Raw genomic sequence first — 12760 nt, forward strand, 5'->3', positions numbered from 1 at the left:
ACGGAGGGACCAACCGTGGCTAACAATATTGAAGTGCTTGAAGAGCACGAAGGAGATGTACTCATACTGACCCCAGTAGGACGTGTCGATAGTTCTAATGCTCCCCTGTTCGAGCGTATGATTAAGGACCGCATCGACGATGGTGAGATACATATTGTTGTTGACTTTACCAAGTTATCGTTTATCAGCAGTTCTGGCATGCGCGTATTACTGATCGGAGCAAAAAGTATTCGGTCAAATCAGGGGAAGCTTATCCTTTGCAGCATGCGTGACAGTATCCGGGAAATATTCAGTATCAGCGGATTTGATACCATCATTCCCGTAGTAAAGGATCGTATCGCAGCGATTGACGCTAACCCAGCTTAGGTCTCCGCGTCTGTGAGACTCAGTGGCTAATAAAATCTCGCTGCATTCATTTTGAAGAAGAGCTCCCTACTCATCAGGCGTTCTGTGGTGTGGTGGCTCGGCGGGATTCTGCCCTGCGGTAGAGGCTGTACTCCATTGTGAGTCTGGATTTGCGCGACCAATTGAAACCCGTACCTGTTACGGGATTCGCTTTATTTGGCAGATAACCTTGAGCCGGAACGGTGCTTAAATGAATGCGCCGAGCCCATTTTGATTGTAGGAGCATCACGGTACCTCTGCATCTCTGGCGGATCATATAACGACCACCCTTAATTCATCCCAACCCGCTGCTAGCGCGTACGACACGACCGTCTGATTGCCAGACTCACGCCAGCACCAGCACAAACAGAAGTGAGGTCCGCCACCCCCAAGATCCAAAAGTCCAAAGAGAATCGGCAGGAACTACGATAGACTCATCTATTCTTCGTCCTCATCATAGTCCTCTGGCATCAATACGAATTCGGGATAGGAATCTACACCCAACTCCGCAGTATCCTGTCCAAGACGCTCAACAGATTTTGAAACACGGGTTCCAATAAGAACATCTATCAGCTTCCATACTGCAAATGAAACAGCGAAAACAAAAGCTCCGATTACTACGATCCCTAAAAGCTGGATCCCGAAGCTTGTCCCATCCACAGTAAATGCAACCGCAATCGTTCCCCAAATTCCTGCAAAGAGATGAACAGGCACTGCACCGACAACATCATCGATCTTCAGTTTGTCCAATAATTTGATTGCCAGGACACAAACGATACCACCGACAAAACCAATGAGAATGGCAATCCCATGATGGTGCATTGTGGGGGCAGCTGTAATGGATACCAATCCAGCCAGCGCACCATTCAAGATCGCAAACATATCAAATCGACCCAATATTGGACGCGAAACGACAATCGCAGCAAAAACCCCGGCAGCACCTGCAAGGGTTGTATTGGCGACAATTCCCGCAGCAGCAATTAAGTCAGTGGTTCCTGCTAAAGCCAATTGAGACCCAGCGTTGAATCCATACCAACCAAACCATAAAATGAACACACCTAAAGTAACGATTGGGACGCTAGAGGGTGGCGTCGGATTTACGCTACCATCCTTCTTGAATTTGCCCAAACGGGGCCCCAATATGATTGCCCCTGCAAGTGCAGCCCATCCTCCTGTACCATGGACAATCGTTGAGCCGGCAAAATCCGAAAAGCCTAGCTCATACAGCCAACCCTCTCCCCAAGTCCATGCGCCAACAATCGGGTATACAATAGCTGTCAAAGCAAGCACGAACGAAAAAAAGGCCCATAACCGGATCCGTTCTGCCAACGCACCCGACACGATGGATGCGGTAGTGGCCACGAACACCATCTGAAAAAACCACCCCGACATTTGGGAATACCCACTGTCTACGACCGCCTCATGTACACTTGAGTCTCCACCGACCAGAGCGACTTCTTCTGGGGTGGCATTGAAAAACAGCTTAAAGCTCCCAATGAAACCGGACACATCCGTATACATCAGGTTGTAACCGATAACATAATAGGCTAAGGCTGCTATGGCGTATAAGCCTAGATTTTTGAGGCAAATCACGGATGCGTTTTTGGTGCGGACCGACCCGGACTCCAACATCGTGAAGCCGGCAGCCATCCACATTACAAGGGCTCCCCAAATAAGAAAACCGAACGAATTAAGAACAAACTGAGTCTCAGGTGTCATTTTGAAAAATTGAAGTGATTCCAGAATTATACAAAATAAAAATGGGAATCAGCACAACAAAGTCGAGCCGGGGGAAAGTGGTACTATGGGCCACGGCGATGGGCACCTCGACATTGAGGGACTCCCAAGATTCGAGGCCACGTTTCGCGGGCTCAGCGTTTACGTCAGCCAATACCTTCGGGTAGTGGGCGAAATCGCCACCGAGCTGATCGAGAATATTAAATGGAAGGCCTTCGGTCGGTGTCAACAAAATGTGATGTCTCTCCTTCACCCATGAGAAGACTCATTGCATGCGCCAGACAACCAAAAACTCAGGGCGGAACTCATTCTGACCGTCAACTCCTAGTTTGTTTGACCAGTACTGAAGCTCAACTCCCATGTGGAGCCAGCCTGGCGACTTAAACAGATTCCCCACATCCCATACCAGCTGTGGCTGCGCCAGAATCCAGGCCTCAATCGTCCCTGTGTCATACTCGAGTTCTACTGAACTGATGTACTCGGCATGTCCCATGAACGAAAAAGACTGGCTTCCAATATTGAATACCTTGAGCCAACTGATATCAAACATGAATCCGGCATCATGTCGTGTTCCGTCGCTATAATCCACGATTGCGGCGAAATCCGTATTCACGAATATAAATCCAGGGATATTCCACGAAAGCTGCACACCAGGTAGAAACTTGAGAACGTTGACATCTCCATCAAAGTTCAAGCCACCAACCGCAGAAACATCTACAATGGGCCCCATCTTGATGTCCTGACCAAAGAGCTTGCTGAAGCTCAAGGATGGATACCATTCTCCATAAAAATCTCTATCGTTAAATCCATCATTCTCCACGTCATCCAAAAAATCAATGAAGAAAAAAGTCCTCCCCAGCTTCCAGCTACCTGCATGCTGGAACGTGAGGATATTTGTTGCGTGATGACGTCCCGAGAATGGATTCAACAGGCTGCCCCTCTGATATTGAAATTCCATCTGTGCGGAAGCAGACAGAGGCTGCAGTCCAATAAAAACGGTCAAGGCTAGAATGCCTGCCAAAAGTCCTTTTTGATTCATCTTATCCTGAGTTTGTGTTTTCTGATGCCCTACTATGTTAGCGCCTCACACTGCATCCACTCGCGAAATTTGTGGTACAGCATGCCGCAATGCCTGCTCAATCCCTGCACGTAATGTCATAGTACTCATTGGACATGTACCACAGGCACCGAGTAACTTAAGCTCTACAACCATGTCATCTGTGATTCTGTGTAGCTGAACCTCTCCACCATCAGCAACAAGATACGGACGAATAGAATCAAGTCCATCTTCTATTTTCTGGCGAAGGGCGGCATCCATATTTGGATCATATCTGGACATCACAGCGGAAATTTTTGAGCCTATTGATACTCAATAAGTGGAGATGCAGGAGAAGTTTCCCTCTCTGCCAATGAAGTGACGATCCTACCTGCAATAGATCGGAACGCTTGGGCGGATCCACTAGAAGGCGCTGATAACACGATCGGGCGCCCCTCGTCACTTGAAACCCGCAGAGGCTCCTCCAAAGGAATCTTACCAAGCAGCGGAATACCGGTTTCGGTTGCAAGACGGTCGGCTCCACCATCCCCAAAGAGATAATACTTGCGCTCGGGGAGATCTGCAGGGGTGAACCAAGCCATATTCTCAATAATCCCCAAAACGGGTACATTTACTTTCGAAAACATCACCAGTCCTTTTCTGGCATCCGCTAGGGCCACTTTTTGTGGCGTTGAAACAATGACGGCACCAGCCAAATTGACGGTCTGCACAATCGTAAGTTGGATATCCCCCGTACCCGGCGGCAAATCCAGCAGAAGAAAATCAAGGTCTCCCCACTCCGCATCGTTCAGGAACTGTCGAACAGCCCCAGAGACCATTGGACCACGCCAAATCACGGCTTCAGAATCATCCACTAATAACCCCATTGAAAGTACATGCACACCATGTTTGATGATCGGAACGATTTTTCGTTGATCATTGACACGCGGTTTCTCTCCCTCCAGCCCAAACATCACCGGAACACTTGGACCGTAGATATCTGTGTCTACCAGACCTGTCCGATAGCCTTCCGCTGCAAGAGCTACGGCGATATTTGTTGCTACAGTACTTTTGCCAACCCCTCCCTTACCTGAAGCAATGGCAATCATGTGCCGGGCTCCGAGCTTAAGTTGCTGTGCACGCCCCTTGGAGTAGGTTAATTCAATCTGGACTTCTACATCCTCCCCAAACTCAGACCGAATCACTTCTCTGCACTGTTGGACAACCGTTTTGGAAAATGTAGTCCCCGGTTGGGAAATAGAGAGCTTAAATGCGATGGACCGACCATCAATCACGACATCCTTTACAGAACCAAGCCGAATAATATCACTGTCCCGTTCCGGGTCATGTATCTTACTCAAGACCTGATAAACAGCTTTACGTCTGATCATTTTTCGGTTCATCCCCTCTTCATACCTTAATGATTCGATGAGTTGATTCGCATTTCAACGCCTCCTCCCTACAAAAATAGGAAAATCTGCTTCCCGTTGATGCCGGACATACTGTCCTGATTCGCTCTGTGCATTTTCCTGTGTAGTCTAAGCAGCTTCAAGCTCGATCACTCCTTCATGTCTACGGCTACTTTATTGCACCCGTCTTGAAAATTCTCAACGCCATGCCATGACATAGCCCCCACGGGCTCACGGTTATTGATTCTTGTCTCAGCATGTTCATCACTTCCAGAAAAATCAGGATTGCAGCAGGAAATACATCAGCTCTGCCTTGAAGCCTTCTTGGGTTTAGGGCCAGAACGTCAGACATTGCCATACGAGTCAAGAACTCCAGCCAATACTTTACCTGAGTACATGAGAGTTTATCTGGATGCTCCTCTTTCACCTGGAGTCGTTCCCAATTCGGGTTCAATTTGTCAAATTTTATCGGAAGTTCTCCTGCACTCAATTCATGTTGCAACTCCAGTAAAAGACGATGTACATCTGACGCACCGACAAGGATCTCCGTCTGAATTCCCGAAATGGGTAACTCAGACAGCGATTTATTGATGAATTCCGTGGCCCCTTTTAGTTCACTGGAGTCAGGAGGCTGGGAAGAAAAGTATCGCTCTGTAATACGTACGGAGCCAATATCCAAACTGAACCGCTGAAGGATGCGACCATCCGGCATTCCTTCAACAATTTCTGTCGAGCCTCCACCTATATCACATGTAACGATCCTGCCCGTAACATTGGCTAGCCCAGCAACTGCTCCTTCATAGCTTAAATCTGCTTCCTGATCTCCCGAGAGTATTTCATAGTGCAATCCCGTTCGTTCTCTTACGATCGTGACAATTTTATTGCCCGTATCCCGAGAAGCACTGGTTCCAGCCACAACACACCTCTCCACTTGCCACTGATCCGCTGCAGATTTAAATCCCTGTAACGCCTGAACAAGACGTTCAATGGCCGATTCTGTGAGGACGCCGTGTGCATCTACCCCTTCTCCAAGCCGAATCATTCGGTGCTCTTCCGCAAGTGGATTCAATTTGCCACTAGGAGTCAACTCAGAGATTAGAAGCTTTGCAGAGTTTGTCCCGACGTCAATAGTTGCAAGCTTCAAACCCTACCTCAATGGTGATCTTCCGAATAGATGATTGCTCACGATTCTGAGCCACCGCAAAGGTACAAAACCTCTGTAGATCGGTTGTTATTGGGGGGCAGTAGGAACCGTAGGAGAGGCCCCAACTGTGATTGCAGCACCTTGGCTCTGGACTGGAAACATCGCAACTCCCCATCGCTCAGGATAATCTGGCTCAGGTGAATTCCAGTCATCGTACGAGTGAGAGCCGTCCGATTCATAGTGCAGTCTATAGACTCCAGGCTCTAGCCTAAGAAATTCAATCTCCTTTCGATTCTTTCGAGCCCCGCCTGCATGTACAGAACTATCATAGGACATCTGCCACTGCACTCTTGATTCTCCCGTACCTTCCTGCTTTTCCAGCCATGCCAAATCATATCCGTTGTCGGGACCTGTAATCTCTCCTAGAGCATAGAGTACCACCGCCGCCGTATCCTCCACAACAAAAGGTTGTACATGCTGCTCGTCATCCCCAACCTGAGTGATACGGATGATCGGATCACGCTGCATCCAGGGATCAAAAGTAGAAACATCTTCCTTATCAGAGGTGCGTATATTCAATCCCCACCCCTGGGGATAAAATGGGGGATTCCCTACCCAACTATCATAGTGGTGCGCACTGTTGGTCACTGCGATGGCGCGATAGACACCCGGGGGGAGAACGCGTTGACCTTTGAAAATTCGATTTTCCTGTACTCCTCCCGCCCAATCTGTGTTATCGCGGGAAAGCTGCCATACGACGTGCCCGCTCACTGCATCCTCGATACGTGAGTAATCCACCGGCTGCACTTCGTCCTGGCTACCTAATTGGCCGATCGCATGAATCTCGAATTCTGTCGGGCGATGAACTTCAAAAAGGCTCTCTCTCTTTTCTTCACCGCGCAGAGGTACAGCATCCCACGTCTTATTGTCAGAGTTGTCCCCTAATGGACGCGTGATCGTCCGTAACGCATCTTTGTTATCCGGTGAATGAATTGTCACATGCCACTTGCGGCGATCCTTTCGAAACGTCAAATTTGAACGACGCTGAAGCTGACCGTACGAAGCAAAATTCAAAATGTACGAACCTGTATCCAGCTCCAATTCTTCTTGATCCACATAAGCGATGGACCCTTCCTGCCTCGTATTCGCGGCATTCATGGACCACACAACTTCTCCCGTATGAGCGCGGGTAATCCAGGAATATGCTGCCAGCCCAGTTGCTCCTTGACGTTCATCAATGGAACCAACTGCATTAATCACAACCTGCAAAGGTCCTGAGACCTGAAAAGCCTGTTGTTTTAGTTCACGAACATCAAGATCGGAAAGCATGATTGCTCCACTCGGTGGCGGAGACTCGGAAAACAGTCTCACGACTACCAAGAAACCTAGGAACACTAATAATATGACCTGAAACCGACTCCAATTACTCATGACCGCGAAATATCACTACTACAAGCCCTTACGGTAACTCCCATAGCAAAGTTGCTCTCTCTGCCTATCTGTAACAAATTTTTCCAAGCTAGGTAATAACTTGTTCCAGGCACTTTATTGACGGGGTACCCCAAATCAGTTTTTCCAGAGTTCTTTCAAGAAAGGCGCTCGTTGCACTGTTCAAGCGTTTGTGGCGCTGGATTCCCCCTATTACGTTTGTCCTCTTCCTCTGCGGTACGACCATCTTCTCGTATATGGGAGGTGTCGGCGAGACGGCTCCGGTAAGCACGAAAATCCTTCATCAGGCGGCATTGGCAGTCTGTTTTCTGTGTCTGTGGATTACCATTGCACGTACGACTCAAAATTCACGGCTACCGCCGGTTCAAATTTTCTGGCGGGCAAGTTTGACGATTCTGGCTGCCCTTGTCTTGGTTGTGCTGATCCTGCAGATTCCGGGTGACTTTATCGTTGAAAATACCCCTGCCGCCCCAATCGTCCACGTAAAAAGTACCCTTCTGAGTACGATCCTCGCAGGACTGGGATTCATTTTGGTTCAGCGATTCGGACAGTTGGTTCGATTCCGTCGTACCCGGCGAAGTGAACGAGAATGGTCCCTGCTGATGCTTTTTGTCAGCATCACTTTCGTGGCTGTCGCCCCGTTCCATCATCATTTTGATGCTGAATCCTCCCCGTTCAGTTTCATTCTGGATGTCATTGCAAGCGCAGCGATTCTCGGTTCCATTATATTCATAGGTTTGAATATAATCCGTTTTGCGTGGATTCTTCGTTTGCCCGTAAAGCAAAAGATGGGCGCACTCGGATTGGGCGTTGTCGTGGTCTGCTTGACTTCTGCCACTTTGCTGCTTCTGTTCCGCCCATTTTCCCTTCCCTCGGTTGCTGGACAGTCCTATCCCATTGAGTACCTGTCTTTTTACAGTCTTCCACTCATGGCCGTCACTATTCTGTTTATCACCTTTGCATTTATTTACGGTCTGACCTCCGTGCTGTCCATGATTTTCCATTTACCCACAATTGGAGACTATCAGCGAAGCGTGGATGAAATGGCAGCCATGCAGGCGCTGACGGTTCTGGTACGTGAGGTTGCAGATCCTGAAAAACTCTACCACTGGGTCGTCTCAACACCCGTCGACTCGGGGCGTGGAAAAGCGGCATGGCTGACCATACAGGAATTGGATTCCGGGTCCTTGAAACCCCAAATTGTCGCCGCACACAACATCGAAGCATCGATTGCGGATGACGTATGTGACGTGAATGCCATCCACGGTGAGGCGGCAAGAACCCGCACCTTGGTTTCCATCCAAAACACCTCTTCTGACCGCAGAATTCAGAACGGAAAAACAAGTGGGATTATGAGCCTGTTGGCGATTCCGCTCACAACCCGTACCGAGGTGCTCGGAACCCTGTTTGTGTCTCGCGATGTTGCCCATGCGTTTGAGAATGAAGACATTGAATCCATCGGGGTCTTTGCATCACAGGCAACGCTTGTACTCGAAAATGCTCGCCTGTTGGAAGCACAATTTGAGCGTGAGCGTCTTGCAAGTGAGCTTGCAATTGCACATGATGTGCAGCGACGCCTGCTACCCCAGACAATGCCCAGGGTTTCTACTTTGAGTCTGGCGGCCTCTAGCACTGCGGCCCAAGAGGTTGGTGGAGACTATTACGATCTCCTTGAATTGGGCGATGGAAAGTTGGCTTTTATCATCGCGGATGTCTCAGGCAAGGGCACTTCGGCGGCGTTCTACATGGCTGAAATGCAGGGAATCTTTCAAGCAGTGGCCCAGATTGCTCCAGATCCTCATGATTTTCTCTGTCATGTAAACAATGCCCTAGGGCGATCACTGGAAAAGAATGTTTTCGTAACCGCGATTTATGGAGTCCTTGACTGCACATCTGGCGCGATCTCCATCGCGCGCGCAGGACATCCCCCCGCGGCATTTGTAGATGTGACCGGTCGTACAACGCTTTTACGCTCCGGCGGATTAGGGATTGGGCTGGATCGTAGTGAGTTGTTCGCGCAAACGCTGGAGGTCAAGCAACATGTATTCAATCCCGGTGACCTGATTGCCCTGTACACCGATGGTGTGACCGAAAGCCGGAACCCTGAAGGGGAAGAATTTGGATATGACCGTCTCCTACAAAGCATCCAGTCTGCCCGATATGAGCGTGCACAGGGGGTACATGACGCCGTACTTCAATCTGTGGATCAGTTCCTGGGACCAGAAAAGAAATATCTTGATGATCTCACCGTACTGATCATCAAGTGGCATGGCCCTGAGCCCGCAGCGCATAATGCCGAAGACGACCCCTTGCTTTAACTTAAGACCATTACCTACTATTGACTACAATTGCCTATGAGTAATTTTTCTGTTGCATTCCGGGATGCTGGTTCGGCCACCATATTGGCCGTATGTGGGGAGCTGGATGCCCATACAGCACCCGAACTGGAGTCTGCCATTAAAAAGTGTCGGGATGAGGGAAAGTCGAACCTCATCGTAAATGGGAGTGAACTTGACTACATCTCCAGTGCAGGGCTCGGCGTATTTATGGCATTTATTGAAGAAATCCGCACCTTGGGCGGAGACATCAAAATATGCGCCCTGAAACCGAGAATTTTCGATGTATTCGACCTTTTAGGATTCCCGAAGATCTACCATATTGTCGAAACAGAAGAAGAGGCCCTTTCCCTCTTTGAGCAAGGGATTCAACCGATACAGGGGGACTAAACCATGGGCCGTGCGTCCATTACTCATACCCTCGTTGTACCCAGTGAAACAAGGCAACTGGCGAAGGTGCGCAATTTCGTCGTGAAACATGCGCGCCAAGCAAAAGTGGGTGAGACGCACATAGAGGCGTTGCGCTTGGCTATTGACGAAGCCTGTGCCAACGTGATTGAGCATGCTTACCAAGGCAATCCAGAAAAGGAAGTTTCCCTTGCCATCACCATTGAACCAACACGGGTGGTTGTACAGATCCGCGACCATGGACGCCCTTTCGATCGGACAACCTATCAGCGACCCAACGTGATGGAATTATCGCGCAAACGTAAATCCGGGGGGCTCGGCGTAGATATCATCCGCCGCCTGATGGACGAGGTGCAATACCTCAATCATGGAGACACCAACGAAATCAGGTTCGTTCGATTCCGTCGGGCTCATCGTGATGGCCTTCGGTAGCATAGCCTGTATAGAGGGACACGATCCCGAACGTGAGTGGCTCTTCCCGTGTTCGCTCAAACCCACATCGTTCCAGCCGCACCAAAAAGTTATACCCACTCGGAAAAACCTCTATTGAATCCGGCAAATATGTGTAGGGCCCGGTGACCCCGGAAAGCATCCGCCCGATCCTTGGAAGTATCCACCTCGAATACATTCTGTAGAGCATCTGGATGAATCGACTCTTTGGCTGACTAAACTCAAGCACGACTAGCGGTGCCTGGGGCTTTAGAACGCGCTGCATAGACCGCAATCCCGCATCTAAGTTGGCAAAATTGCGCACCCCAAACGCCACGATAGCCCCATTAAAACTGTTGCTCTCAAATGGTAGCTGTTCCGCCGAGGCTTTGACAAAGTCAATTCTTTCTGTGTCGTACCTGGATGACTTTCGTCGTGCTATCTGCAGCATTTCGTCAGAAATATCCACCCCCACAATTTCTTCCGGTTTCAGCTTTCGCATTGCGAACGCTATATCACCCGTTCCGGTAGCGACATCAAGAACTCGTTTCTCGAACTGGTTCCCCAGTCGCCGGATCGCCGCGGTGCGCCATGTACGATCCAAACCAAAGCTAAGTACACGATTTAGTCTATCGTAGCGCTGCGCAATCGCATCGAACATGTCCGCTACTTCTGCTTCCTTTGATTTATTCTCTCCCACTGGTGGGTAATAGCGCATCAATCGTAAAGTCTTGGCTGGTTCTCAACGTTCTCGTCCCAATTCACGTTAGAGACTGATGAGGCATCAATGGCGAACTTCTGATTATTTATTTGTTAGTATGCCGATCCCGGTTTGACATTTCACCTTGTGTCAATCTCCCCATCGTTCTGGTTCATCAAACAAGGTTATACTCCCCGCGTTGCAGTGTAGCTGAACTGCCATCTACTGTGCGCTGTACGCTCCTGATCCAGTAATGACAAAAGAATTCCTTGTTGACATAGATGGCCAGCGGATACCCGTGACGCAGTCGGGGAATCAGCTCTACGTACTTGACAAGAAAACCAATGCATCACTTGTAGAATTGCGACCGGGTCTTTACAGCCTTGTGCTCAAAGGCAAGAGTCACCTGATTCATATGGATGGAGGACCGGATCCTCTGATGACTATCAATGGGCAGACCGTCAATTCTAACATTGTCAGTAAGCGCTCTGAGCTCATCCTGCGCCACGGACAGCAAAAAGGAATTCAAGAAGTAGTCAGCGAACTCCGGGCCCCCATGCCGGGGTTGATCATGGACATCATGGTTCAAGTGGGTGAAGAGGTTGTTCAAGGGCAGGGACTGATTGTACTTGAAGCCATGAAAATGGAAAATGAACTTCGGGCTCCTTGTACAGGTCGAGTCAAACACATACATGCGCAGGAAAAAGATGCTGTAGCGCTTGATGCGATTCTTATGGAATTTGAATCATGAACGTACTGGTCACGGGTGCAACTGGGTTTTTGGGGAGTGAACTGGTGTATCAACTCCTGGAGGTAGGATATCATATCCGGATTTTCAGGCGGGAGACCTCCAAATTAGACCTGCTGAGTCCTGTAGTAAACGACATAGAACATGTGACTGGTGATGACATCACAGATCTGGAAGCACTGCGTAGGGCGATGAAAAACGTCCAGGTTGTTTTTCATGTGGCGGGCAATGTGAAATTCGGATCCAGATCCCTCAACCACGTCAATGTCCGGGGAACCGCAGCGGTCGTAGATGCCGCCAGAGAGACCGGAATTGAGCGATTGGTGCATACATCCAGTGTTGCCGCGATTGGGACCTCTGAGGGGGTTATTTCGGACGAGAATGCTGAATGGCAGGATAAGCCTTGGCCCTATGCGCAAAGCAAACACATGGCTGAACTGGAAGTGCAGCGTAGTATTGCCGAGGGACTTGATGCGGTGATTGTCAATCCATCCTTGATCCTGGGACCAGATCGTAGTGGAGGAAAAGCCCTGAACCTTACCCATGACTATGCTCTCAAAATTCGTGCAGGAAGGGCATGGCTATATCCCACTGGGGGAACGAATGTTGTAGATGTGGCGGATGTTGCGGCCGGCCACCTTGCAGCATTGGAGCATGGGCAAACAGGCGTTCGCTATATTCTGGGAAGCGAAAACCTCAGCTGGAAATCCATCATCTCTACTTTGGCAGAGGCTCTGGGAGTCAAGCCTCCGAGGATTCCATTACCTTACAACTTGGCTCTCGTGGGAGGGGGATTTATAGATTTGTTGAGTTTCATGATGGGGAGGCGATCTCCCCTGGGACGATCCACCGTGACCTACGCCCTGAAAACGCGTGAATACTCGAATACGCGTGCAATCTCGGAACTTGGATGTTCATTCCGTCCCTTTTCTGAGACAGCTCAACGGGTCGCGGATTCGCTGAAACGCTAAAGAAGGATC

Annotated in this window: 14 protein-coding genes; 6 read left to right on the forward strand and 8 right to left on the reverse strand. The window is 49.4% G+C overall.

Going from position 1 to position 12760, the window contains the following annotated elements; all coding sequences use genetic code 11:
* Positions 1 to 15 precede the first annotated feature (15 nt).
* Entirely contained in the window at positions 16 to 366 is a 351-nt protein-coding gene (locus F4Y64_09935) for an STAS domain-containing protein (GenBank protein MXX97918.1), read from the forward strand.
* 456 nt (positions 367 to 822) lie between these two features.
* On the opposite strand, the gene F4Y64_09940 is transcribed toward F4Y64_09935, so the two are convergent.
* From F4Y64_09940 to F4Y64_09970, 7 genes are all read right to left on the reverse strand, one after another.
* Positions 823 to 2103: an ammonium transporter gene (locus tag F4Y64_09940; protein ID MXX97919.1), complete on the reverse strand. Its 1281-nt coding sequence runs from the start codon at positions 2101 to 2103 to the stop codon at positions 823 to 825.
* A complete protein-coding gene (locus tag F4Y64_09945; GenBank protein MXX97920.1) occupies positions 2093 to 2350 on the reverse strand; it encodes a hypothetical protein in 258 nt (85 codons plus the stop codon). Before F4Y64_09945 ends, F4Y64_09940 begins: the two co-directional genes overlap by 11 nt.
* 36 nt (positions 2351 to 2386) lie before the next feature.
* Positions 2387 to 3160, reverse strand: a complete 774-nt coding sequence (locus tag F4Y64_09950) for a nucleoside-binding protein (protein MXX97921.1) — start codon at positions 3158 to 3160, stop codon at positions 2387 to 2389.
* A gap of 45 nt (positions 3161 to 3205) precedes the next feature.
* Positions 3206 to 3460, reverse strand: a complete 255-nt coding sequence (locus tag F4Y64_09955) for a NifU family protein (protein ID MXX97922.1) — start codon at positions 3458 to 3460, stop codon at positions 3206 to 3208.
* 20 nt (positions 3461 to 3480) lie between these two features.
* The gene (locus tag F4Y64_09960; protein MXX97923.1) at positions 3481 to 4560 is read right to left on the reverse strand and encodes an Mrp/NBP35 family ATP-binding protein; all 1080 of its coding nucleotides are present in this window, start codon (positions 4558 to 4560) and stop codon (positions 3481 to 3483) included.
* Between the two features lie 175 nt (positions 4561 to 4735).
* Entirely contained in the window at positions 4736 to 5710 is a 975-nt protein-coding gene (locus F4Y64_09965) for a hypothetical protein (GenBank protein ID MXX97924.1), read from the reverse strand.
* Positions 5711 to 5797: 87 nt separating this feature from the next.
* Complete coding sequence (locus F4Y64_09970) at positions 5798 to 7141, reverse strand: hypothetical protein (GenBank protein MXX97925.1); 1344 nt, start codon at positions 7139 to 7141, stop codon at positions 5798 to 5800.
* A gap of 188 nt (positions 7142 to 7329) precedes the next feature.
* On the opposite strand from F4Y64_09970, the gene F4Y64_09975 reads away from it, so the two are divergent.
* The 3 genes from F4Y64_09975 to F4Y64_09985 are packed head-to-tail and all read left to right on the forward strand — an operon-like array spanning position 7330 to position 10335.
* The gene (locus F4Y64_09975; protein ID MXX97926.1) at positions 7330 to 9477 is read left to right on the forward strand and encodes a SpoIIE family protein phosphatase; all 2148 of its coding nucleotides are present in this window, start codon (positions 7330 to 7332) and stop codon (positions 9475 to 9477) included.
* A 36-nt stretch (positions 9478 to 9513) separates the two neighbouring features.
* On the forward strand, positions 9514 to 9885 hold the full coding sequence (locus F4Y64_09980; protein MXX97927.1) for an STAS domain-containing protein: 372 nt from the start codon (positions 9514 to 9516) through the stop codon (positions 9883 to 9885).
* A 3-nt stretch (positions 9886 to 9888) separates the two neighbouring features.
* Positions 9889 to 10335, forward strand: a complete 447-nt coding sequence (locus F4Y64_09985; protein MXX97928.1) for an ATP-binding protein — start codon at positions 9889 to 9891, stop codon at positions 10333 to 10335.
* On the opposite strand, the gene ubiE is transcribed toward F4Y64_09985, so the two are convergent.
* A complete protein-coding gene (gene ubiE, locus F4Y64_09990) occupies positions 10289 to 11050 on the reverse strand; it encodes a bifunctional demethylmenaquinone methyltransferase/2-methoxy-6-polyprenyl-1,4-benzoquinol methylase UbiE (GenBank protein ID MXX97929.1) in 762 nt (253 codons plus the stop codon). The genes F4Y64_09985 and ubiE overlap by 47 nt on opposite strands.
* 235 nt (positions 11051 to 11285) lie before the next feature.
* Between ubiE and F4Y64_09995 the strand changes: the two genes are divergently transcribed.
* A complete protein-coding gene (locus F4Y64_09995) occupies positions 11286 to 11783 on the forward strand; it encodes a hypothetical protein (protein ID MXX97930.1) in 498 nt (165 codons plus the stop codon).
* The gene (locus tag F4Y64_10000) at positions 11780 to 12751 is read left to right on the forward strand and encodes an NAD-dependent epimerase/dehydratase family protein (GenBank protein ID MXX97931.1); all 972 of its coding nucleotides are present in this window, start codon (positions 11780 to 11782) and stop codon (positions 12749 to 12751) included. The genes F4Y64_09995 and F4Y64_10000 overlap by 4 nt, the downstream gene beginning before the upstream one ends.
* Positions 12752 to 12760 lie beyond the last annotated feature (9 nt).

It is taken from the genome of Rhodothermaceae bacterium, assembly GCA_009838195.1.
Taxonomy (GTDB): Bacteria; Bacteroidota; Rhodothermia; order Rhodothermales; family Bin80; genus Bin80.

Excerpts from the sequence above, each read along its gene's own strand:
- F4Y64_09940 (MXX97919.1), bottom strand. The coding sequence starts at position 2,103 with ATGACACCTGAGACTCAGTTTGTTCTTAATTCGTTCGGTTTTCTTATT.
- F4Y64_09970 (MXX97925.1), bottom strand. The coding sequence starts at position 7,141 with ATGAGTAATTGGAGTCGGTTTCAGGTCATATTATTAGTGTTCCTAGGT.
- F4Y64_09995 (MXX97930.1), top strand. The coding sequence starts at position 11,286 with ATGACAAAAGAATTCCTTGTTGACATAGATGGCCAGCGGATACCCGTG.
- ubiE (MXX97929.1), bottom strand. The coding sequence starts at position 11,050 with ATGCGCTATTACCCACCAGTGGGAGAGAATAAATCAAAGGAAGCAGAA.
- F4Y64_09985 (MXX97928.1), top strand. The coding sequence starts at position 9,889 with ATGGGCCGTGCGTCCATTACTCATACCCTCGTTGTACCCAGTGAAACA.
- F4Y64_09955 (MXX97922.1), bottom strand. The coding sequence starts at position 3,460 with ATGTCCAGATATGATCCAAATATGGATGCCGCCCTTCGCCAGAAAATA.
- F4Y64_09950 (MXX97921.1), bottom strand. The coding sequence starts at position 3,160 with ATGAATCAAAAAGGACTTTTGGCAGGCATTCTAGCCTTGACCGTTTTT.
- F4Y64_09980 (MXX97927.1), top strand. The coding sequence starts at position 9,514 with ATGAGTAATTTTTCTGTTGCATTCCGGGATGCTGGTTCGGCCACCATA.
- F4Y64_10000 (MXX97931.1), top strand. The coding sequence starts at position 11,780 with ATGAACGTACTGGTCACGGGTGCAACTGGGTTTTTGGGGAGTGAACTG.
- F4Y64_09960 (MXX97923.1), bottom strand. The coding sequence starts at position 4,560 with ATGAACCGAAAAATGATCAGACGTAAAGCTGTTTATCAGGTCTTGAGT.